The organism is Brevibacillus parabrevis, assembly GCF_003710905.1.
In the GTDB taxonomy this organism is placed as follows: Bacteria; Bacillota; Bacilli; order Brevibacillales; family Brevibacillaceae; genus Brevibacillus; species Brevibacillus parabrevis.
Map to the genome: position 1 here is coordinate 178664 of NZ_RHHV01000012.1, position 21812 is coordinate 200475.

General features: G+C 52.3%; 22 protein-coding genes. All 22 read left to right on the forward strand.

What is annotated here, in order from left to right; genetic code table 11:
- Nucleotides 1–40 precede the first annotated feature (40 nt).
- The 22 genes from EDM60_RS16740 to EDM60_RS16845 all read left to right on the forward strand — a co-directional run bounded on the left by EDM60_RS16740 (nt 41) and on the right by EDM60_RS16845 (nt 21804).
- The gene (locus tag EDM60_RS16740; RefSeq protein WP_122965002.1) at nt 41–1969 is read left to right on the forward strand and encodes a stage V sporulation protein D; all 1929 of its coding nucleotides are present in this window, start codon (nt 41–43) and stop codon (nt 1967–1969) included.
- 147 nt (nt 1970–2116) lie between these two features.
- Entirely contained in the window at nt 2117–3595 is a 1479-nt protein-coding gene (locus EDM60_RS16745) for a UDP-N-acetylmuramoyl-L-alanyl-D-glutamate--2,6-diaminopimelate ligase (RefSeq protein ID WP_122965003.1), read from the forward strand.
- Nucleotides 3596–3639: 44 nt separating this feature from the next.
- Nucleotides 3640–4611, forward strand: a complete 972-nt coding sequence (mraY, locus tag EDM60_RS16750) for a phospho-N-acetylmuramoyl-pentapeptide-transferase (protein ID WP_122965004.1) — start codon at nt 3640–3642, stop codon at nt 4609–4611.
- Nucleotides 4608–5972: a UDP-N-acetylmuramoyl-L-alanine--D-glutamate ligase gene (murD, locus tag EDM60_RS16755; protein WP_122965005.1), complete on the forward strand. Its 1365-nt coding sequence runs from the start codon at nt 4608–4610 to the stop codon at nt 5970–5972. The genes mraY and murD overlap by 4 nt, the downstream gene beginning before the upstream one ends.
- A gap of 66 nt (nt 5973–6038) precedes the next feature.
- Nucleotides 6039–7136 (forward strand): stage V sporulation protein E, encoded by a 1098-nt coding sequence (gene spoVE / locus EDM60_RS16760; RefSeq protein WP_122965006.1) that lies wholly within the window; start codon nt 6039–6041, stop codon nt 7134–7136.
- A 75-nt stretch (nt 7137–7211) separates the two neighbouring features.
- Nucleotides 7212–8315, forward strand: a complete 1104-nt coding sequence (gene murG / locus EDM60_RS16765) for an undecaprenyldiphospho-muramoylpentapeptide beta-N-acetylglucosaminyltransferase (protein ID WP_122965007.1) — start codon at nt 7212–7214, stop codon at nt 8313–8315.
- 105 nt (nt 8316–8420) lie between these two features.
- Nucleotides 8421–9326 carry a UDP-N-acetylmuramate dehydrogenase gene (gene murB, locus EDM60_RS16770; RefSeq protein WP_122965008.1) on the forward strand — a complete coding sequence of 302 codons (906 nt, stop codon included), beginning with the start codon at nt 8421–8423 and terminating at the stop codon, nt 9324–9326.
- A 15-nt stretch (nt 9327–9341) separates the two neighbouring features.
- The gene (gene murA, locus EDM60_RS16775; protein WP_122965009.1) at nt 9342–10598 is read left to right on the forward strand and encodes a UDP-N-acetylglucosamine 1-carboxyvinyltransferase; all 1257 of its coding nucleotides are present in this window, start codon (nt 9342–9344) and stop codon (nt 10596–10598) included.
- 143 nt (nt 10599–10741) lie between these two features.
- Nucleotides 10742–11536 (forward strand): cell division protein FtsQ/DivIB, encoded by a 795-nt coding sequence (locus EDM60_RS16780; RefSeq protein ID WP_122965010.1) that lies wholly within the window; start codon nt 10742–10744, stop codon nt 11534–11536.
- 21 nt (nt 11537–11557) lie between these two features.
- Nucleotides 11558–12268 carry a DUF881 domain-containing protein gene (locus EDM60_RS16785; protein WP_063230397.1) on the forward strand — a complete coding sequence of 237 codons (711 nt, stop codon included), beginning with the start codon at nt 11558–11560 and terminating at the stop codon, nt 12266–12268.
- 24 nt (nt 12269–12292) lie between these two features.
- On the forward strand, nt 12293–13039 hold the full coding sequence (locus EDM60_RS16790) for a DUF881 domain-containing protein (RefSeq protein ID WP_122965011.1): 747 nt from the start codon (nt 12293–12295) through the stop codon (nt 13037–13039).
- A gap of 2 nt (nt 13040–13041) precedes the next feature.
- Entirely contained in the window at nt 13042–13389 is a 348-nt protein-coding gene (locus EDM60_RS16795; RefSeq protein ID WP_005832967.1) for a small basic family protein, read from the forward strand.
- A gap of 140 nt (nt 13390–13529) precedes the next feature.
- Nucleotides 13530–14783: a cell division protein FtsA gene (gene ftsA / locus EDM60_RS16800; RefSeq protein WP_122965012.1), complete on the forward strand. Its 1254-nt coding sequence runs from the start codon at nt 13530–13532 to the stop codon at nt 14781–14783.
- A 147-nt stretch (nt 14784–14930) separates the two neighbouring features.
- Nucleotides 14931–16079 (forward strand): cell division protein FtsZ, encoded by a 1149-nt coding sequence (gene ftsZ / locus EDM60_RS16805; protein ID WP_122965013.1) that lies wholly within the window; start codon nt 14931–14933, stop codon nt 16077–16079.
- Between the two features lie 284 nt (nt 16080–16363).
- Nucleotides 16364–17326, forward strand: a complete 963-nt coding sequence (gene spoIIGA, locus EDM60_RS16810; RefSeq protein WP_122965014.1) for a sigma-E processing peptidase SpoIIGA — start codon at nt 16364–16366, stop codon at nt 17324–17326.
- A gap of 2 nt (nt 17327–17328) precedes the next feature.
- Nucleotides 17329–18051, forward strand: a complete 723-nt coding sequence (gene sigE / locus EDM60_RS16815) for an RNA polymerase sporulation sigma factor SigE (RefSeq protein ID WP_063230402.1) — start codon at nt 17329–17331, stop codon at nt 18049–18051.
- 147 nt (nt 18052–18198) lie between these two features.
- A complete protein-coding gene (sigG, locus tag EDM60_RS16820; RefSeq protein WP_005832957.1) occupies nt 18199–18978 on the forward strand; it encodes an RNA polymerase sporulation sigma factor SigG in 780 nt (259 codons plus the stop codon).
- Between the two features lie 152 nt (nt 18979–19130).
- On the forward strand, nt 19131–19415 hold the full coding sequence (locus tag EDM60_RS16825) for a YlmC/YmxH family sporulation protein (protein WP_063230403.1): 285 nt from the start codon (nt 19131–19133) through the stop codon (nt 19413–19415).
- A 75-nt stretch (nt 19416–19490) separates the two neighbouring features.
- Nucleotides 19491–20330: a peptidoglycan editing factor PgeF gene (gene pgeF, locus EDM60_RS16830; RefSeq protein ID WP_122965015.1), complete on the forward strand. Its 840-nt coding sequence runs from the start codon at nt 19491–19493 to the stop codon at nt 20328–20330.
- Between the two features lie 42 nt (nt 20331–20372).
- Nucleotides 20373–21038 carry a YggS family pyridoxal phosphate-dependent enzyme gene (locus tag EDM60_RS16835; RefSeq protein WP_167470344.1) on the forward strand — a complete coding sequence of 222 codons (666 nt, stop codon included), beginning with the start codon at nt 20373–20375 and terminating at the stop codon, nt 21036–21038.
- A 47-nt stretch (nt 21039–21085) separates the two neighbouring features.
- Nucleotides 21086–21511, forward strand: coding sequence for a cell division protein SepF (locus EDM60_RS16840; RefSeq protein WP_063230405.1), 426 nt, complete (start codon nt 21086–21088; stop codon nt 21509–21511).
- Between the two features lie 29 nt (nt 21512–21540).
- The gene (locus EDM60_RS16845; protein ID WP_122965017.1) at nt 21541–21804 is read left to right on the forward strand and encodes a YggT family protein; all 264 of its coding nucleotides are present in this window, start codon (nt 21541–21543) and stop codon (nt 21802–21804) included.
- The last annotated feature ends 8 nt before the right edge of the window (nt 21805–21812 follow it).

Below are 21812 nucleotides of genomic sequence, written 5' to 3' on the forward strand. Positions count from 1 at the left end.
AAGGTAAGGAAGAGACAACCTATTCGAGGGGGGACTCGCTTTGCGGGTATCCAATGCTACTGTACGCCGTCGCATTTTTATATCGCTTGTCATCGGCATTGTCCTGTATACGGCGCTCATCACCCGACTCGGGTATGTGCAACTGGTAGAAGGGCCGAAGCTGGCGCAAATGGCTGACCAGCTGTTGAATCGGGAAATCGACTTCAAGCCGAATCGCGGCCGGATTCTCGATCGGAACGGCAATGAGCTGGTCTCCAACATGACAGTGCCAACCGTTGTCGCCGTTCCCGCACAAATCAAGGATGCGAAGGAGACAGCCCGGCAGCTCGCGATCATTTTGGAGCAAAAAGAAGAAGATGTGTACCAGGCGATCACGAAGAAACAAATGAGCAATGACAAGATTCCGGGCGGGAAAAAGCTGCCGATCGAAAAAGCGCGAAAAATCCAGGAGCTGAACCTGCCGGGGATTTACTTGGCCGGGGATTCCAAGCGCTTTTATCCGAATGGCTCCATGGCCGCGCATATTTTGGGCTTTACCGGGATCGACAATCAAGGGTTGACCGGACTGGAAAAGATTTACGATCCATTTTTAAAAGGAACGGACGGACACATTTCGTTTCCCTCTGACGCCAAAGGACGCGTGATGCCCGGCGGCTCCGAAGATTACGTAGCTCCGGTAAGCGGAATGGACATGTATCTGACCATCGACAGTGCGATCCAGTCGTTCATCGAACGGGAGCTGGATCAGGCTGTGGTCGCCTATCAGCCGGATGATGTTCTGGCGATCGCGATGAATCCAAAGACGGGGGAAATTTTGGGGATGGGCAGCCGCCCGACGTTCCAGCCGGACGAATATCAGAACTACCCGACGGAAGTGTACAACCGGAATTTGCCCATCTGGAAAACGTATGAGCCAGGTTCGACATTCAAGATTGTCACGCTCGCTGCGGCGTTGAACGAGGGCGTCGTATCGCTCGATGAAGGCTTCTACGACCCCGGCTTCATTACGGTCGCGGGAAAGCGGCTGCGCTGCTGGAAACGGCAAGGACACGGCCAGGAGACGATGCTGGAAGTCGTGGAGAACTCGTGCAACCCGGGTTTCGTGACGATGGGCCAGCGGCTGCAAAAAGAACGCCTGTTTGAATACATCAAAAAATTTGGCTTCGGACAAAAAACAGGAATCGATTTGATCGGAGAAGAGAACGGACTGTTGTTCAATCTGAACCGCGTCGGTCCGGTTGAGCTGGGCACGACCTCGTTCGGGCAAGGCGTTTCCGTTACGCCCATCCAGCAAATGGCGGCTGTTTCGGCAGCGATCAACGGCGGGAAGCTGATGAAGCCGTTCGTCGCCAAGGAATGGCGCGATAGTGTCACACACGATATCGTAGCGCGGACGCTGCCGACGGAAGTGCGGCAGGTCATCTCGGCAGAGACTTCCGCAAAAGTCCGGTACGCCCTGGAGAGTGTCGTCGCCCAAGGGACAGGGAACAAGGCGTACATCGAAGGCTACCGTGTCGGCGGGAAGACAGGAACCGCGCAAAAGGTCAAGAACGGACGATACATGGACGGGGAGTACATCGTATCCTTCATCGGCTTTGCTCCGGCAGACGATCCGCAAATTGTCGTTTATTTTGCAGTCGACAATCCGAAAGCACTGGCTTTTGGCGGACTGATTGCCGCGCCTAGCGTCAAGAGTATCATTGAATCTTCCTTGCAGCACCTGAATGTGCCCAAGCGCAAAGACGGGATTGCCAAGGAAATCAACAAAGCTTTGGGCGAGCGGGAACCGATCGAAGTACCGAATATGGTCGGGCAGACGATGAAAGATGTCGTCCAGACGTACGAGACGCTTCCGCTGGTCGTTTCGGGCAAAGGCACCTATGTGATTGCGCAGTCGCCAGCACCGGGAGTAAAAATTGAAGAGGGCGGAAAAATTCGCATACATCTTGGTGACAAATTGAGCAATTAGCTATAAAATGAGATTTCGAAGGCGGAGGGAAGTAGGCTTGTCTACAATCGCTCTGCCTTTGTTCGTCACCAAAACGGATTCGTGTCATTTCGGTAAAAAAGGGCAAATTTCTGTCTATACTAAGTTGGAGAATGGGGTGCCTGTTTCATGTTTCTACGGGATCTGCTCATGCCTTTGTTGCCAGTGAAGGTTTCGGGGGATGACAGTATGGAGATTACGGGTTTGACAGCAGACTCGCGCCAGGTTAAACCGGGCTACTTGTTTGTATGTCTGACAGGGTATACCGTGGATGGTCATACGTTCGCGGCCCAGGCGGTGAAAAATGGCGCCGTTGCCGTGTTATCCGAACAAGATCTGGACGTGCCAGCGACTATTGTCAGGGTGCCGGATACCCGGCGGGCAATGGCTATGCTGGCTGATCGTATTTTCGGATCTCCCACAAGAGAGTTAAAGGTGATTGGGGTTACGGGTACAAACGGGAAGACGACCACCACTCATCTGATCGACAAGATCCTGCGCGATCGGCGCAAGCAAACAGGCTTGATTGGCACGATCCACATGCGAATCGGGGATGTTATCGAAGAAGTGAAAAATACGACTCCCGATGCCGTGGATCTGCAAAGAAGCTTCCGTCGCATGTGCGATGTGAACACAGACTATGCGATCATCGAGGTGTCCTCTCATGCGCTTGAGTTGGGACGGGTGCGCGGCTGCGACATCCATACCGCGGTCTTTACCAATTTGACGCAAGATCATCTCGACTATCATAAAACGATGGAAAACTATCGCTACGCCAAGTCTTTGCTGTTTTCCCAGCTCGGGAACCACTACGATCCGAATTGCCTGAAGACAGCCGTGCTGAACGCAGATGACGAGGCATCGAAGCTGTATGCAACCGTGACACCTGCGCGCGTCGTGACGTACGGCATCGACCAGCCCGCAGACGTCCAGGCCAAAAACATCGAGATTACGAGCAAAGGAACCTCGTTTACAGCGGAAACCTTTGCGGGTACGATTGACCTCAACCTGAAGCTGATGGGGAAATTCAATGTGTATAACGCATTGGCAGCCATGGCGGTTACACTTGCAGAAGGCGTGAGCCTCGAAGACATCAAGGCGAGCCTGGAAGCAGTAGCTGGTGTCAACGGACGTTTTGAAGCCGTAGATGCGGGTCAGCCGTTCGCTGTTCTCGTCGATTACTCGCATACGCCGGACAGTCTGGAAAACGCCTTGATGACCGTCAAGGAATTTGCCAAAGGCAACGTGTTCTGCATCGTGGGCTGCGGGGGAGACCGCGACCGCACGAAGCGCCCGATTATGGCGCAAATCGCAACGAAATATGCGGATATGACCGTCTTAACATCAGATAATCCTCGTTCCGAGGAGCCGCAGGCGATCCTTGCCGACATGCTCGCAGGCGTGCGCGATGTGTCTGCTGCGCGTTACACGGCAGTGACTGACCGCCGTGAAGCGATTCATTATGCCGTTTCCTTGGCGAAGCCGAACGATGTCATTTTGATCGCCGGAAAAGGTCATGAGACGTATCAAATCATCAAAGATCAAGTACTGCCCTTCGACGACCGTGAAGTTGCGCGGGAAGCGATTGCCCGGTACAACCAAGAATAGAGACAGATGCGACACATTGGCATCGAAAGAAAGGAGGCTCGGGCATGTTCGCTGACAACGTCCTAATCGTCACGATCGTCGCCGCGTTTCTCATTGCCGTACTGATTGGCCCACTGTTTATTCCCTTCCTTCGCCGCCTGAAATTTGGGCAGGCAATTCGGGAGGAAGGACCGCAATCCCACTTCAAGAAGGCTGGTACCCCTACGATGGGGGGCACCATCATTCTGCTGGCACTTATATTTACCGTGTTGAAGTTTGCCAATGCTACAATGGAAATTTACTTCCTGTTACTGGTGACACTCGGCTACGGTTTGATCGGATTTTTGGATGACTTTATCAAGATCAGGAAGAAGCGCAACCTCGGCTTGACCGCCAGACAAAAGTTTGCCGGTCAGATTGTGCTGGCTATCGGCGCGTATATTTTGCTGCTGATGATGGGGCATGACACGTCGCTGCATTTGCCAGGCACGCCATGGAAGCTGGAGCTGGGCTATTTCTACTTCCCGTTCCTCTTGTTCTTGCTCGTCGGCACGACCAACGCCGTAAACATTACGGACGGTCTGGACGGCCTTTTGGCTGGTACGGGAGCGATCGCTTTCGGGGCGTACGCCATCATTGCCTGGTTCGGGCAAGATTACGACACGGCGATTTTCAGTGCAGCCGTCGTCGGTGCGGTTCTCGGCTTCCTCGTGTTCAATGCCCATCCGGCCCGCGTGTTCATGGGGGACACAGGCTCGCTCGGTTTGGGGGGAGCACTCGCCGGAATTGCGATCATGACGAAGACAGAGTTGCTTTTGGCGATTGTCGGTGGGGTGTTTGTCGTGGAGACACTGTCTGTCATCTTGCAGGTCGTTTCTTTCAAGACACGGGGCAAACGAATTTTTCGCATGAGCCCGCTTCACCATCATTTTGAATTGACAGGCTGGTCCGAGTGGCGTGTCGTCGTCACCTTCTGGCTGGTCGGCATGTTCTTTGCCGGATTGGGTGTATACCTTGAGGTGGTGACAATCAGATGATGCGTTATCATAATCAGCACGTAGTCGTTTTAGGAATGGCGAAAAGCGGTGTAGCAGTGGCAAAACTGCTGCACCGCTTTGGCGCTCATGTCGTGGTTAACGATAAAAAGCCGCGGGAAGAAGCGAGCGGGATCGAGGAGCTGGAAGCGCTCGGAATTACCGTCATTTGCGGGCACCATCCGGAAGATTTGATTCATCCGGGGGTGTCTCTCGTTGTGAAAAATCCGGGAATCCCTTATGAAGCGCCGCCAGTGAAGCAGGCGCTTGCTCTCGGTATTCCTGTCGTGACGGAGGTAGAGCTTGCCTCCCAGATTGCCAAGGCACCGATCATCGGCATCACGGGCTCCAACGGAAAGACAACCACGACGACGCTCGTTGGACAAATTCTCAAGGAAGCGGGTCTTGATGTGCTCGTTGGCGGCAACATCGGAACCGTCCTTTGCGGTCTTGCGGAGGAAGCTGGGCCAGACCAGTGGCTGGTCGCAGAGCTGAGCAGCTTTCAGCTCATGGGAACGCGAGAATTTCGCCCGCACATCGGTGTTTTGCTCAATCTGTACCCTGCTCATCTCGACTACCACCATACGCTCGAAGAGTATCTCGACGCCAAGCTGAAAATGTTCGCCAATCAGACCGCAGACGATATGGCGATTTTGCCGTTTGACCAGCCGGACATTCTCGCGAAATGCGGCGAGCTTCCCGCACAGACGTACTATTTCAGCAAAACGCAGCAAGTTCCGCGCGGGGCATTCGTCCAGGATGGCGTCATTTTGTTCGCCGATGGACAGGGCGGGACAGAGGCGATTATCGCTGTCGATGAGATCACGGTCCCGCATTTGGACAATGCGCTCGCCGCGATTCTGGTAGCGAAGCTGACTGGCGCTGATACGCGTGCGATCGTGCAGGTGCTCTCGACTTTTGCCGGGGTAGAACATCGCATGGAATACGTGGATTCCATCGCCGGAGTGAAGTATTTCAACGATTCCAAAGCGACCAATCCGGAGGCGGCTTCCCGTGCCTTGCAGGCGTGCCAGGAGCCTGTCGTCTGGATTTGCGGCGGGTTGGATCGCGGTGTTGATTTCAAGGAGCTTTTGCCTGTCATCAAGGGCAGGGTAAAAGCGGTCATCGCATTGGGCCAGACCGCACCGATTTTGCTTGCGCGGGCGGAAGAAGCAGGGATTAACGAGCGAATCCATGTCGATACTGTGGAGAAAGCCGTTCTTGCTGCTTCCCGGTTGGCGCAATCAGGTGACGTGGTGCTGCTCAGCCCGGCGTGTGCGAGTTGGGATATGTTCCCTTCGTTTGAAGCACGGGGGAGCATGTTTAAGGACGGCGTGCATAGACTTAAAACAAGCCTAGCATAACGTCCCACAAAAGCTTCATGAATACAGCGTGAAACGGGACGGCATGAGAAAGGATGACCTGGCACTATGAGCAAGGTACGCTCTGCCCCCGACTTCGTAATTATTTTTGCAACACTTTTTTTATTGGGAATTGGCATCGTGATGGTGTACAGCGCCAGTGCGATCGTCGCCCAGAAGCCACCCTTTTCCGATCCATACTTTTTTGCCAAGCGGCAGCTGATTTTTGCCTTGCTCGGCATCACATCGATGTACATCACGATGAACATTGACTATTGGGTATGGAAACAATGGGCCAAGCCGGGCTTTTACGCCAGTATCGGGCTGTTGATTCTGGTGCTTATCGTCGGGATTGAAGTGAACGGCTCGAAAAGCTGGCTTGGCTTCGGGGCTTTCGGAATCCAGCCTGGCGAGTTTGCCAAGCTCGGCGTCGTCGCGTTTTTGGCGCGGTGGCTGTCCGACAACCAGAAGCAAATTGTGCAGTTCCGCAAAGGATTGATGCCCGCTCTGGCGATTCCGATGGTTTGTTTCGGCCTGATCATGCTTCAGCCCGACCTGGGTACAGGCACGGTATTGACAGGCACGGCGATTGTGATGATTTTCGCGGCAGGAGCGCGAATCAGCCACTTTGTCGGCTTGGGCATGATCGGGGTGGTTGGCTTCATCGGACTGGTACTGTCAGCTCCTTACCGCATCAAGCGGATTACTTCTTTTCTCGATCCTTGGTCTGACCCGCTCAATACAGGCTACCAAATCATTCAATCGCTGTATGCGATCGGTCCGGGCGGTTTGCTCGGCCTCGGTTTGGGACAAAGCAGGCAAAAGCATCTGTACTTGCCGGAACCGTACAATGACTTCATTTTCTCCATTGTGGCGGAAGAACTCGGCTTCATCGGCGGTACGCTCATCTTGCTGTTGTTCCTGCTGCTTTTGTGGAGAGGGATGCGCACAGCGATCACGGCCCCCGATCTGTTCGGCAGCCTTTTGGCGCTCGGGATCATCGGAATGATTGCGATCCAGGTCGTCATCAACATCGGGGTCGTGACAGGCATGTTTCCGGTGACGGGGATCACGCTGCCGTTTTTAAGCTATGGAGGATCATCCCTGACACTGATGCTCACAGGTGTCGGCGTTCTCCTGAACATATCTCGGTTTTCTCGATCATGAATGAACAGCAGGAAAAAGGTGCGATGCTTCGCACGTGGGCAATCTGTTTTCTCTGCATAAAAAGGGTGTGAGAGTATGCGCGTCGTCCTTACAGGCGGTGGCACAGGTGGACATATTTATCCGGCGCTTGCGGTGGCGAGGGAAATTTCTCGCCAAACTCCGCAGGCTGCCTTTTTGTATATCGGCAGTAAAAAAGGGTTGGAAGCCCAGCTCGTACCGCGAACAGAAATTCCTTTTCAGTCCGTCGAGATCAGCGGGTTGAAGCGGAAGCTGTCGCTGGACAACCTGAAGACCTTGTGGAAATTCGTCCGGGCCGTGTCGGATGCGAAAAAAATGCTGCGCGATTTTCAACCGGATGTCGTCGTGGGCACGGGGGGATACGTCTGCGGGCCAGTCGTCTACGCAGCCTCGCGCTTGGGCATCCCGACCTTGATCCACGAACAAAACGTCGTTCCTGGTCTGACCAACAAATTTTTGTCGCGCTCGGCTACTCGGGTGGCCGTATCTTTTGCAGAGTCTCTCGCGTACTTTCCAGAGGGGAAAACCGTGTTTACCGGCAATCCGCGGGCGACAGAAGTGATGCATGGCAACGCGGAGGCGGGCCGTGGCTTTCTGGGGGTAGACGCAGGCAAAAAAATCGTCCTGATCTTTGGCGGCAGCCGGGGAGCGAGGGCGATCAATGAAGCGGTGCTTTCTGTTGTTACCGAGTTGGGCAAATATGCCGATACTCATTTTGTATACGTAACCGGAGATGTTCACTTTGATAAAATCTCCAGCGAGCTTGCCGCAAAAGGGAAGCTTCCCGAGAACATTTCCGTGCTTCCATTCGTCCATAACATGCCGGACGTTTTGGCGGCGACACATATACTGGTCGGACGTGCAGGTGCATCTACCTTGGCAGAAGTGACGGCTCTCGGCGTTCCGTCGATTTTGATTCCGTCTCCGTATGTGACGAACAACCATCAGGAGAAAAATGCGCGCGGCCTTGAACGTGCAGGTGCAGCGCGAGTCATTGTGGAGAAGGAGCTGAGAGGAGAGCGCCTGCTTCAGGAAGTGGAAAGCTTGCTGCACAGCGATGAGCTGTGGAAGCAAATGAAAGAGAGCGCCCTGTCGCTGGGAATGCCGAAAGCAGCCACGGAAATCGTGCGCACCTTGCAGGAAGTCTCCGCAAAAAAATGATCAGATGGGCGATTGTCACGCCGATCTGGGCGATCGCATAGTATGGAGCAAACACGTGAGAAGACTTACAGGTCCGACCTAGCAAACGTATCAGGAGGTTCACAAATGATAAATATTGCAGATGAGCTGAAGCAAGCAGGGATCGGAAAAGTGTGGACCAATGAGCCTCTCGCCAATCATACGACATGGCGGGTTGGCGGTCCTGCTGATTTGTTAATCCAGCCCAAGGACAAAGAATCCTTGCTAAAAGCCTTGCAGATCATCCATCGTCATGAAATTCCTTGGAGTGTTATCGGGCGCGGCTCCAACCTTCTGGTGAGGGACGGAGGGATTCGCGGAGCCGTGTTCAAAGTGGCTGAGGGCTTGAGCCACTGCGAGTTCAGGGGTGAAGAGGTGTGTGTGGGTGCCGGATATTCCATGATCCGCCTGGCGGTGGAGACAGGCAAGATGGGATTAACAGGGATGGAATTCGCAGGAGGGATTCCTGGTACGGTAGGCGGAGCCGTCTATATGAATGCAGGGGCACACGGATCTGATCTTTCACGTATTCTTATTGAAGCCGAGATTCTTTTCGCAAACGGCGAATGTAAGGTGTTGAGTAACGACGAACTGAGCTTTAGCTATCGGACTTCTCTTTTGCAAAAAGAAAAAGGGATTGTGCTGGAAGCCCGTTTTCAACTGCGTCCAGGCGATCGCAAGCAGATTGCCGCGACACTTGCGACCAACAAGGATCGGCGACGCCAGACACAGCCGTTGCAAATGCCGTGTGCGGGCAGTGTGTTCCGCAACCCGCCGAACGATCACGCAGGGCGTCTGATAGAAGCAGCGGGGCTGAAAGGCTATCAAATCGGTGGAGCTCAGGTTTCAGAAAAACACTCGAATTTCATCGTGAATTGCGGGGGAGCCACGGCTACCGACGTCCTCACCTTGATTGAGCATGTTCGGAGCACAATTCTTGCGAAATACGGAATTGATCTGCATCCGGAAGTTCTGGTGGTGGGCGAGGGGTAACACGGAGGTGAAAGTTTGGAGACTTTTGCGATCGAAGGCGGAAGACCTCTGTCCGGTTCGCTTCGGATCCAAGGAGCTAAGAACGCTGCTCTTCCCATCCTTGCCGCTGCTGTTCTTGCGGAAGGGCAATTCTATATCTACGATGTCCCCCATTTGAAAGATATCAAAGTCATGCTGGAGATAATGACGGCACTGGGGGCCAACACGAAGCACGTGGACGGTTGCGTCGATCTGGATACAACGTCTGTCTCCGTCCCGCATGTGCCAGATGATTTAATGAGCCAGATGCGATCTTCTATTTTTCTCGCCGGGCCGCTTCTGGCCAGGTTGGGTGAAGTCACCATATCGCGTCCCGGTGGCTGCGACATTGGTGAACGCCGAATTGACCTGCATTTGTCTGGTCTTACGGCACTCGGGGCTAAAATAGAAGAATCCGAAGGCTACATTACTTTTCGGGCAAAGCAATTGCGCGGGACCAACATCTTTCTTTCCTTCCCCAGCGTGGGCGCGACGGAAAATATCATGATGGCGGCAGTCTTGGCAAAAGGGACGACACGCATCTGTAATGCGGCTCGGGAGCCGGAGATTATCGACCTGCAAAACTTCCTGAACGCCATGGGTGCGCGAATAAGAGGGGCAGGAACCGATACGATTGAAATCAGCGGCGTACCGCGGCTTCGCTCCGTCAGCTACCGGATCATTCCCGACAGAATTGTGACGGGGACGTATGTGCTGGCGGTCGGCATTGCCCAAGGGCATGTGGAGCTGACCAATACATTGCCTGAGCAACTCACGGCATTGATTGAGGTTGCCCGTAGCTGTGGTGTTGAAATCAAGACCCGCCATGATATAATGGAAATCAAAAGCAACTCCCGTCCTCGTGCTTACGACCGGATCATCACCTCGCCGTATCCAGGGTTTCCGACTGACCTGCAGGCGCAGCTGATGGTGTTTCTGTCACAGGCGAGGGGAACCAGCGTCATCAAGGAAACGATTTTTGAAGGAAGATTCAAACATGTGAATGAATTGGCGCGAATGGGCGCCTCTATATACGTAGATCTCGGCTCTGCTATCATTCGCGGCGTCGGGAAGCTGACCGCCACGAATGTGGAAGCGACAGATCTGCGAGCAGGCGCTGCTCTCGTATTGGCAGGGCTTGCGGCAGAAGGCATTACGACGGTGAATCAGATTCATCATATCGATCGCGGATACGATCGCCTGGAAGAGCAATTGCGCAGGCTGGGAGCCGACATCACGAGGGTTTCGATATGATCGAGGGAAGTCAAGCGGCATAGTGCTATGCCGCTTTCCCTGTTTTGTATAGTTACATTTATTTGGAAGAAATCCATTTATTCCCTTTTGAATGAATTATCTTGCGGGCGATGAGCCTAGAATGCATGAGGAAGGATTCGGCCATGGCGGTAATTGAGGAACGCATTCCGCAAGTCAAGCAGCAACGTCCCAGACGAAAAGGAAACCGTAAACTGGTATTTTGGCTCGTGCTGTTTTTTCTTACTGTACTTATCATTGTTTTTATTCGCTCACCGTACAGCAAGGTGCAGGAAATCCAGGTTATCGGAAACGACATTTACACCACAGAGCAAATCGTCCAGCAATCGGGTCTGCAACGCGACATGCAATTTCTCAATGTGTGGGAGAGCAGCGTGCAAAGCAATCTGGCGCCGCTTGAGGGCGTCAAGAACGTGACGGTCAGTCGTTCTTTTCCGGGAGTGATCCGGCTGCACGTAACGGAGCAAAAGCGCGTCGCCTTCTGGAATGGACAAGACGGCAGCCGCTATCCGCTGCTCGAAAACGGCAAGGTGCTGAAGCAGGTGAATTTTGCCGATCGCGTGGTGGACAGGCCCTTGATCAGCTCCTGGGCAGCCCCTGAGCTGCTCCCCAATCTCGCCAAAGCGTTGTCCCGCCTCACACCGAATGTGCTCGCCGAAATTTCGGACATAACTCTGACGCCAACGGTGTACGATAAGCAGCGGGTAACCTTGTACATGCGCGACGGAAACGAAGTGCGCAGCGTGGTCTACAAGCTGGATAAAATGCTGAACTGGTATCCGGCGATCGTGGCAGAGCTGCCGGCAGGAACAAAAGGGGTGCTCTCCATGTTCGAGCAGCCGTGGTTTGTTCCGTACGGTGCGGGAAGTGATGCCATTCCGATAGCAGGCAGCCAGGAGCAGACAGAAAAGCCGCAGTAAAGAAAAAAGGGGTAGCAGACAATGAGTCGTCGCCGCAAATTTCATCTTTATTTAACCGTCGTGACGCTTTGTACAGGCTTTCTGGTAGCAACCTCGTTTGAGACTACCAAGCTCACGCGCAAAGAGCGGTTGAATGATCAGCTGTTCCAGCAGGAAACGCAATTGAATGACCGGATTTTATCCGAAAAAGAACAAAACAGGCATTTGGAAAACCAGCTGATTGATTTGCAGCGCCAGGTAGGCAAAGTCGAGGAAGCGATGGCTCAGCAAAAATCTGAGGCAGCCGACACACTCGCCCAGCTGGAGGCTGCGCGTATGCTCTCCGGCGTGGTCGCTGTAGAAGGCCCTGGTCTTGTCATCACGATGCAGGACAGCCAATCGGCAGCAAGCAGCTCGGACATCGCCAATTACATCGTGCATGAGCAAGATGTGCGTCTGGTCGTCAATGAACTGCGCGCAGCGGGAGCCGAGGCGATCAGCATCAACGGCCAGAGACTGGTAAGCAACTCTTCCATCCGCTGTGTCGGTCCGACGATCATCGTCAACGGAATCAAGTCTGCCGCTCCTTTTGTCATCTCGGCAATCGGCAATCCGGAGACGATGGAGAGTGCCCTCCATTTGCCAGGAGGAGTATTGCAATCTCTGCAAGACTTTGTTCAAATCGACTTGGCGAAAAAAGAGAAGGTGCAGCTCCCGGCCTTCGTTGGTGACGCCAAAACGAAACACTCCTAAAAGGTAAAAGGATGCGTTTGCCCTATGTTACAAAAAAGCCGTAAAATCACGTTTATTCTTGCCATTATTAGTGCTATCATAGGTGTGATGTTGGCTGTGCAATTGCGCAGCAGCCTCCATCCGGTACATAAGGAGTCTCGCAGCATTGCGGAACTCCGGACCACGCTGCAAAAAGAGCTGGAGAAACACAAAAACCTGCTTGCAGATATTTCCAAGTACAATCAGCTGTACTACCAATACGAAACCGCATTAAGTGAAGACGAGAGCATTTCGGTCATGAAGGAAGAGCTGGAGCGAAACCGTCGAATGGCTGGAATGGTAGAGGTCGAGGGGGAAGGCATCGTGCTGGAAGTTGTCGATGCCCACACGCCTACAGAGCCGATTCTGGACGAACACATGCAGGTGCCTGTTGTAGGTGAATACACGATTGACGATGAAGATTTGCGTTGGCTGGTCAATATCCTGTTTGCGAACGGAGCGCAAGCGGTGTCCATTAACGATCATCGGTTGATTGCCACTTCCGCGATCCGCAATGTAGGGGCTGTCATCCAGATTGATACGAGGACGATACAGCCTCCATATGAAATAAAAGCATTGGGAGAGCCTGACGTGCTTTTGTCCGCGATGAAGCTGGAGGGTGTCGAAGAGAACTTTCAGCTGGCGAACAAAAAAGTGTTGGCCGAAAAACGGGACAAGCTGTTGATTTCCGCAAACAAAGAAACACGTGTCATCCAATTTATGAAACCTGTTAAAGAAAAAGGAGATTCGTAACCATGTGGCTCCCGCTTATCGGACTGATTGTCGGTCTCGCTGTCGGCTTCCTTCTGGATTGGCGCGTGCCCCAGGAGTATAGCAGCTATCTTTCCATAGCTCTGTTGGCTGGATTGGATACGATCTTTGGGGGGATTCGCTCCTTCTTGGAACGCACCTTCAACGTTCGGATCTTCATGTCCGGATTCTTTTTCAATACGCTCTTTGCAGCTGGGCTGGCCTTCATCGGAGGTTTCCTCGGGATTGATCTGTACCTGGCAGCCATCGTGGCTTTCGGGGTGCGTCTCTTCAATAACCTGGCTGTGATTAGGAGAATAGTTCTATCCCGTTGGATCAATCAGCAGGAATAGCCCGAACAAATGGGAAGATGGTCATTTTTTTACAAAAATTCTAGATGAAAAAAAGGGAATGGTTGTCCTGTGTGGAATAATTTATGCAGGTGTTCTCATTTTAGCAAGACAAAAGACGTAGCAGGGGAGGTGTCACAGGTTTGGTAAGTAATGAACTCATCGTCAGCCTAGACATTGGAACATCCAAAGTACGCGTCATGATCGGCGAGATCAACAACGGTTCCATCAACATCATCGGCGTCGGACAATCACACTCAGAAGGCATCAAGAAGGGCGTGATTGTTGACATCGACCAAACCGTGCATGCCATCCGGGAAGCAGTCGATCATGCTGAACGCATGGTTGGCGTTTCTATCGAAGAAGTGTATGTGGGGATCACTGGAAACCATATCGAGTTGCATGAAACCCAAGGGGTTGTCGCTGTATCCAGCGAAGACCGTGAGATACGAGAAGAAGATATCCAACGCGTCATTCAGGCAGCGAAGGTTGTAGCGATTCCGCCGGACCGTGAAATCATCGAGGTAGTTCCAAAGGAGTATATCGTAGATGGGCAGGGTAGTATCAAAGACCCTCGCGGGATGATTGGTGTCCGACTGGAAATGGAAGGGACCATTGTAACCGGATTGAAAACGGTTGTACATAACATCGTTCGCTGTGCTCAACGAACCAATCTGCGTGTAGCTGGAATTTTCTTGCAACCGCTTGCGGCTAGCACGGTTGCCCTATCCAAAGATGACAAAAATATGGGTGTCGTTCTTGTCGACATCGGTGCGGGTTCTACCACGATCGGTGTATTCGAGCAAGGTAAGCTGGCCGCTACCACCGTGATCGGCATCGGTGGCGACCATATCACAAGCGACATTTCACTAGGATTGCGTACCCATACGGATGTGGCAGACCGCGTGAAAATAAAAAACGGTTGTGCGTTGATCGATGAAGCTTCTGAAGATGTGAAATTCAAGGTGAACCGGATTGGCAGTGAAGTAGAAAAGCAGTTTACCCAAGTAGACTTGGCCAATATCATTGAGCCGCGCGCTGCAGAAATATTCCAATTAGTCGAGGATGCTGTCTACAAGATGGGCTTCCGCGACGAGATTGCAGGCGGCTACGTCCTGACTGGCGGTACAGTAGCAATGCCTGGCATGCTGGAATTGGCAAAAGAAGAATTGGACGCACCTGTTCGCATCGCAATTCCTGATTACATCGGAGTGCGGGATCCTGCCTACACCACAGGGGTAGGTTTGATTCAATATGCCTTGCAGTTGATGGAGCGCCGCAGCGTACGCGTCACCCCCTCATTCAAGGGCACTCAGAAGCAAACCGTTGCCAAGCAGCCAAAAGAGGGCGGCGGTTTGATGGAAAAAGTGAAAAACTGGTTTAGCGAATTTATTTAGTCGCTTTGCCGTAGTTAGCACAATGGCGAAAATTGGAACGTTTCGTTCTTTTGAAATCATGGAAGAGAATAACGGGATGTCCCATTCGTTTGTCAATCGGCTTCTTGGGCCACAAGTTTTTATGTTGAATTGGGGAGGACTAGCAATATGCTGGAATTTGATATGGACATGGAATCCTTTGCACGAATTAAAGTAATTGGGTGCGGCGGCGGCGGCAGCAATGCTGTAAACCGCATGATTGCAGGCGGCGTGAAAGGGGTAGAATTTATCACCCTGAACACCGATGCACAGGCGCTCCAATTGTCCAGTGCCGAGATTAAACTGCAAATCGGGGAAAAGCTGACACGCGGTCTCGGAGCAGGTGCGAATCCGGAAATCGGCAAAAAGGCGGCGGAAGAGAGCCGCGATTTGATTGAAAATGCTCTGCGCGGTGCAGATATGGTATTCGTTACGGCGGGAATGGGCGGAGGAACCGGTACTGGTGCAGCCCCTGTTGTCGCTGAGATCGCCAAGGAGATGGGCGCTCTTACGGTGGGTGTCGTGACTCGTCCTTTCTCTTTCGAGGGCCGCAAGCGTTCCCAGCACGGTGAGGCTGGTATCGCGGCACTCAAGGAAAAAGTGGATACGCTGATCGTCATTCCTAACGATCGTTTGCTGGAAATCGTAGATAAAAACACACCTATGCTCGAAGCGTTCCGTGAAGCGGACAACATTTTGCGCCAAGGGGTTCAAGGGATTTCCGACCTGATCGCTGTACCGGGTCTGATCAACTTGGACTTTGCAGACGTGAAGACGATCATGACCGAGCGCGGCTCCGCTTTGATGGGGATCGGCGTAGGCAGCGGGGAAAACCGTGCGGCTGAAGCAGCTCGCCGTGCCATTTCCAGCCCGCTCTTGGAAACATCGATTGACGGTGCTCGCGGCGTTCTGATGAACATCACAGGCGGCACCAACTTGAGCTTGTACGAAGTAAACGAAGCAGCAGATATCGTTTCTTCGGCAGCAGACCCAGATGTAAACATGATCTTCGGTGCGGTCATCAACGAAGATTTGAAAAATGAACTGGTAGTTACGGTCATTGCAACGGGATTCGAGCATTCCCAGCGCGTACCGGAAGCACCGCGCCGCCAGCAACAACCGATCAATACCGCTGGCAACCGTCCGACACCGATTTCCAACACGAATACGGGCCGTGCCAAAGAAGAAGAGGATGACAAGTCCTTCTTCTCCATGAGCAATCTCGACAACCTCGATATTCCAGCATTCCTGCGAAATCGTCGTCGCAACAAAAAATAGGCCACAAAAGTGGAAAAGCCTTGTTCTCTTTTCGGAGACAAGGCTTTTTTCTGTGAAAAACGTCTCGACGCTGTGCATTTGCTTGAAATAGAACCAAAAACGTTAGACAAAAAATCCAAAAAAACACCGTCAAGAATTGACAGACTTTACATACACATTGATATATACTGCTTTTACTGATAGAGCCAGCGCTATAAAAGCGGCGTTCTGGCGCTACGACATACGGCAACTCTTGCAGCTCTCGGATTTTCGCCCAGGCGAAAACAGATCGGAGGTGAGGGCAAGTGGTTGTGTATCTTGATATCATTCTACTCCTCAACCTGGCTATTGATACCTTGTTGCTCTGGTTTACCGCGTATTTTCGCAAAGAGCGCGTGGTGTGGTGGAGAATGATCGCGGCCTCATTGTTCGGTTGTTCGTATTTGGTCTTTTTCTTTTTCCCTGCGTTTTCGCCTATGTATCAATGGTCAGTCAAGCTGTTGTTTTCCATTCTCATGCTGTGGATCGCATTCGGGAACAGGAGGTTGTTGTCCTTTGCGCAAAACTTGATCATTTTTTATTTTGTCGCTTTTGTTTTTGGCGGAGGAGTATTCGGGCTTCAATACTTTTTGGCGCCGCGAAACGAAATTGTCAACGGATTGATTGTGACGCACAACGACGGTTTTGGAGTGGGCTTCAAGCCTACCCTCGCGATTGTGGTCATCGGGTTTCTGCTCGTCTTTTTCCTCGGGAAAAAGAGCTACAAAGCGATTCAGGAGCCGCGAAGAATGGAGACGTTCCTCGTCGATGTCGTGGTGACTGTCGCAAAAGAAAAAGTCATTTGCCGCGGTCTCGTGGATACAGGCAATCAGCTGCACGAGCCGATCACGCGTCTGCCGGTGATGATTATCGAAAGCCGCATGCTGGCTCATCTGCTTCCGCCGTCGCTTCTCCGACAAACCGATGAAAACGGTGGAGTGTGGGAGAAGCTGGACGGATCCTGGGATGACCTGCCGCTGGAATGGCAAGCTCGGGTACGGCTCATCCCGTACCGGAGCGTGTCGCGGGGAATGGATTTTTTGCTTGCGATCAAGCCGGATCATGTGATGGTTGTACAGGAAGGACTTCGCTATGAAACGGAAAAAGTGCTGATCGGGCTTAACCCGATTCCGCTTTCGGCAGACGGCAAGTACCAGGCGATCGTACATCCTGCCATGATGGAAGCATATACGCAAGAACCTACCTTTATTCTCAAACAGGAGGGCTAATCATGTATGTAAAACTTCGCCTACAACTCCAGTTGACCTGGTACCGTTTCCTGCTGTGGATTGGTGCACGCGCTGAAGAAGTCTATTACATTGGCGGGAGTGAAGCATTGCCTCCACCGTTGACGAGAGAAGAAGAGGAACTGCTTCTGGGCCGCCTGCCTTCGGGCGATCCCGCCGTGCGCGGCATGCTGATCGAGCGCAACTTGCGGCTGGTTGTCTACATCGCCCGCAAATTCGAAAATACCGGGATCAACATCGAGGATTTGGTCAGCATCGGGACGATCGGCTTGATTAAAGCGGTCAACACGTTTGACCCGGAGAAAAACATCAAACTGGCGACATACGCCTCCCGCTGTATCGAAAACGAGATTTTGATGTATTTGCGCCGCAACAACAAGATTCGCTCCGAGGTGTCTTTTGACGAACCGCTCAATATCGACTGGGATGGCAACGAACTGCTTTTGTCCGATGTGCTCGGTACAGAAAATGACACGATCTATAAAAATATCGAAGACCAGGTAGACCGCAAGCTGCTGAAAAAAGCGCTGGATAAGCTGTCCGAGCGGGAGCGAATCATCATGGAGCTGCGCTTCGGCCTCGCTGGGGAAGAGGAGAAGACGCAAAAAGACGTCGCGGACTTGCTCGGGATCTCCCAGTCGTATATTTCCCGTTTGGAAAAGCGAATTATAAAACGGTTGCGAAAAGAGTTCAACAAAATGGTCTAACGCATATTTTCCCAGCCTCAGGGGATACTGTTCCTAAACCGTAACAGATGGTGGTTTTTGCCACCTTCTTGGCGGCTACGCGTCAGTACGCGGCCTTTCAAGACAACCGGGTTAGGGACTTTTTTCTTGCTTCGAGGAGGGAAAGACGTGACGCGCAATAAGGTAGAGATATGCGGGGTAGATACCTCCAAACTGCCGGTGCTGACAAACAAGGAAATGCGGGATTTGTTTGAGCGCCTGCAAAGTGGAGAGCTGGCTGCCCGCGAGAAACTGGTCAACGGCAACCTGCGTCTGGTGCTGAGTGTCATCCAAAGATTCAATAACCGCGGAGAGTTCGTCGACGACCTGTTTCAGGTAGGCTGCATCGGATTGATGAAAGCGATCGACAACTTTGATCTCGGGCAAAACGTTAAATTTTCCACGTACGCGGTACCGATGATCATCGGGGAGATCAGGCGCTATTTGCGCGACAACAACCCGATTCGCGTTTCCCGTTCGTTGCGGGACATCGCCTACAAAGCCCTTCAGGTGCGAGACAATCTGACCAACAAGCATTCGCGAGAGCCCACCATTACCGAGATTTCTCAAGAATTGAACGTTGCCAAGGAAGACGTCGTGTTCGCGCTGGATGCCATTCAGGACCCGGTATCGCTTTTCGAGCCGATCTATCAGGATGGCGGAGATCCGATCTACGTCATGGATCAAATCAGCGACGAGAAGAACAAGGATGTCACATGGGTAGAAGAAATCGCGCTCCGCGAAGGAATGCAACGTCTGGGTGATCGGGAAAAAATGATTTTATCCATGCGCTTTTACGAGGGAAAAACCCAGATGGAAGTAGCAGAAGAAATCGGAATTTCGCAGGCACAGGTCTCCCGGTTGGAAAAAGCGGCGATCGCTCATATGCAAAAGCACGTGCAATCGTAATGAGAAGCTACATAGGTCCCGACGGTCTTCGTGCCGTTGGGTTTTTTTATGGCTGGCGATTCGTGGCTGCCTTTTGTTTTTTCCGGCGAAGAAGGACATATTCTCCGGCGGGTTCATATACTGAGAGTAACGGAGAAAAGTGGGTGAGGAGAATGGTGAAAATCTCTGACTTCCAGACAAAAGAAGTGGTCAATATCCTGGATGGGAAGCGGCTGGGAACGATATCCGATTTGGAGATCGATCTGCGTCACGGACGTGTGGAAGCCATTGTCGTGCCGGGGCCGGGCAAATTCCTCGGATTTTTTTCCTCCGGGAATGATTATGTTATCCCGTGGCGCAATATTGTGAAGATCGGAAAAGATGTGGTGCTGGTCCGGATGGAGGAAGCACTGAAGGTAGAAGCCAGAACTTCTGGCGCAGATGAATACAGGGAGTAGAGGGGGAAAGGCGTCAGTTAGCCTTTCTTTTCTTTTCGGCTATGGTATGATAAGCCATATGAGGAAGGTGACAGGATGAGAGAACCGTTTGGCTTGGAAGAGGATAAATCTGTGTTGACGCTGACGGATTGGGAAAAGCATTTTCCGGGCCTGGTGGCGGGGTTTACCGTTCGCCTTGGCGGGGAAAGTGAACAACCGTACGGCTCGTTTAATATGGGCTTGCATGTGGGAGACGAGGCAAGCCGCGTTGTCGCAAATCGGAAAAAGCTGGCCGAGCAGGTCGGGATGCCTTTTGATGCTTGGACGTGCGCGGATCAGGTTCACGGCAACCGCGTTTGCCAGGTGAGTGCTGGCGGAGCGGGCAAGGAGAGTCTGGACGATGTCATTGCCGCCACAGACGGCTTGTTTACCCGGGAAAAGGGCGTTTTGCTCACCTCGTTTTACGCTGATTGCGTACCGCTCTTTTTTCTGGACCCGGCAACAGGGGCGATTGGTCTGGCTCACGCAGGCTGGAAGGGCACAGTGGGACGTATTGCCGAGGAAATGGTCAAGTCGCTGCAAACGCATTGCGGGGCGCAGCCAGCGGACATTCGCGTAGCCATCGGGCCGTCCATCGGGGGCTGCTGCTACGAAGTGGATGAACGGATCATGACGCAAGTGCGGACGAGCGCGCAAAACTGGGAGACAGCGGTAACGGCTTCTGCCGCAGCAGAGAAGTACATGCTGGATCTTCGCCAGCTGAACACGGAGATATTGCTGGAAGCGGGGATTGCCAAGCAGCATTTGCTCGTAACAGACTGGTGTACAAGCTGCCGTACAGACTTGTTCTTCTCGCATCGAAAAGAAGCCGGAACGGCCGGGACGACAGGGCGAATGGCTTCTTACATCGGATGGAAAGAGACAGAAGGGAGATAAAAAGTCGTGGGAATCAAGGAACAGGAATTGTTGAAAGCAAGAATGGAAGCGATCGAAGCGCGGATTCAGGCGGCGTGCGACAGAGCAAACCGCAAGCGCGAGGACGTCAAAATCATTGCCGTAACGAAATACGTCGATGAGCAGGCAATCGGTGATTTGCTGGATGTCGGAATCGAGCATATCGGGGAAAATCGCGTGCAGGACGCCCTGCCCAAATACGAGTTGTACAAGGAGCGCGGCACGTGGCATTTTATCGGACATTTGCAAACCAATAAGGCCAAAGAGGTCGTCGGGCGTTTCCCGTACATCCATTCGCTGGATCGCCTTTCGCTCGCGCAAGAGCTGAATCGACGCGCCGAGGCGATTGATCAGGTCGTAAATTGCTTTTTGCAAGTCAATATATCCGGTGAAGAGACAAAATTTGGGCTTAGTCCCAACGATGTATTGGCTTTTTTGCGTGAAACCAGTAATATGAAACATATAAAGATCGTCGGATTGATGACGATGGCGCCTGTTGTCGATGACCAGGAGGAAGCGAGACAAGTATTTCGCGGCCTCTACGAGTGGAAGGCACGAATTAATGAGTGCGCATTCCCCCATGCTCATATCGAAGAATTGTCGATGGGCATGTCCAGTGATTTTGAAGTGGCGATTGAAGAGGGAGCTACATATATTCGTCTGGGCTCTGTTTTGGTCAAGCCGGAATAGGGAAAAGAACCGTCAGACACGACAACGAGCAGGAGAGGAGGCAGTATATGGGTGTAATGAACAAGCTGATGGGGTTTCTGGGTTTGGAAAACGAGGAATACATCGAAGAAACCACAGTCGAAGAGGAACGGGATGAATACGATTCCAGCAATAAAAAGCATCAGCCTGTCAGCAGGGCGAATAACGTGGTGCCGTTCCAGGCGCGGGAAAAGGAGGGAATCCGTTTGATTCTCTGCGAACCCCGTCATTATAGCGATGCGCAAGACATTGCCGATAATCTCCGTCATCGCAGACCCGTTGTAGTCAATCTGCATCGTGTGGAAAAAGATCAGGCGAAGCGAATTATCGACTTTTTGAGCGGAACCGTCTACGCGCTGAATGGCGACATTCAAAAGGTTGGCGATACGATTTTTGTATGCACGCCTGACCATGTAGACATTCAAGGGACGATCTCCAGCGTACTGGAAGAGTAACGGACTAACACGATAAAAAGGGTGAGCGAATGGACTACGTATTTACCATTTTAGATTATGCTTTCGGTGTGTATCAATTTATGATTATCGCCTACATCTTGATGTCGTGGGTTCCACAAATGAGAGAGACAGGTATCGGGCAATTATTGGAAAGGCTTGTAGAGCCTTATTTGGCTCCGTTTCGCCGGTTTATCCCGACACTTGGTTTTATTGATATTTCTCCGATCGTCGCTTTGCTCGCCTTGCGTTTTGCTTATTTCGGTTTGATCAGCATTTTGGATAAGCTGGCGTAAGGTGTGTG

Excerpts from the sequence above, each read along its gene's own strand:
- sigE (WP_063230402.1), top strand. The coding sequence starts at position 17,329 with ATGTATGTAAAACTTCGCCTACAACTCCAGTTGACCTGGTACCGTTTC.
- EDM60_RS16785 (WP_063230397.1), top strand. The coding sequence starts at position 11,558 with ATGAGTCGTCGCCGCAAATTTCATCTTTATTTAACCGTCGTGACGCTT.
- murG (WP_122965007.1), top strand. The coding sequence starts at position 7,212 with ATGCGCGTCGTCCTTACAGGCGGTGGCACAGGTGGACATATTTATCCG.
- murD (WP_122965005.1), top strand. The coding sequence starts at position 4,608 with ATGATGCGTTATCATAATCAGCACGTAGTCGTTTTAGGAATGGCGAAA.
- EDM60_RS16840 (WP_063230405.1), top strand. The coding sequence starts at position 21,086 with ATGGGTGTAATGAACAAGCTGATGGGGTTTCTGGGTTTGGAAAACGAG.
- spoVE (WP_122965006.1), top strand. The coding sequence starts at position 6,039 with ATGAGCAAGGTACGCTCTGCCCCCGACTTCGTAATTATTTTTGCAACA.
- EDM60_RS16835 (WP_167470344.1), top strand. The coding sequence starts at position 20,373 with ATGGAAGCGATCGAAGCGCGGATTCAGGCGGCGTGCGACAGAGCAAAC.
- murB (WP_122965008.1), top strand. The coding sequence starts at position 8,421 with ATGATAAATATTGCAGATGAGCTGAAGCAAGCAGGGATCGGAAAAGTG.
- EDM60_RS16825 (WP_063230403.1), top strand. The coding sequence starts at position 19,131 with ATGGTGAAAATCTCTGACTTCCAGACAAAAGAAGTGGTCAATATCCTG.
- EDM60_RS16780 (WP_122965010.1), top strand. The coding sequence starts at position 10,742 with ATGGCGGTAATTGAGGAACGCATTCCGCAAGTCAAGCAGCAACGTCCC.
- pgeF (WP_122965015.1), top strand. The coding sequence starts at position 19,491 with ATGAGAGAACCGTTTGGCTTGGAAGAGGATAAATCTGTGTTGACGCTG.
- ftsZ (WP_122965013.1), top strand. The coding sequence starts at position 14,931 with ATGCTGGAATTTGATATGGACATGGAATCCTTTGCACGAATTAAAGTA.
- mraY (WP_122965004.1), top strand. The coding sequence starts at position 3,640 with ATGTTCGCTGACAACGTCCTAATCGTCACGATCGTCGCCGCGTTTCTC.
- EDM60_RS16795 (WP_005832967.1), top strand. The coding sequence starts at position 13,042 with ATGTGGCTCCCGCTTATCGGACTGATTGTCGGTCTCGCTGTCGGCTTC.
- EDM60_RS16845 (WP_122965017.1), top strand. The coding sequence starts at position 21,541 with ATGGACTACGTATTTACCATTTTAGATTATGCTTTCGGTGTGTATCAA.
- EDM60_RS16790 (WP_122965011.1), top strand. The coding sequence starts at position 12,293 with ATGTTACAAAAAAGCCGTAAAATCACGTTTATTCTTGCCATTATTAGT.
- EDM60_RS16745 (WP_122965003.1), top strand. The coding sequence starts at position 2,117 with ATGTTTCTACGGGATCTGCTCATGCCTTTGTTGCCAGTGAAGGTTTCG.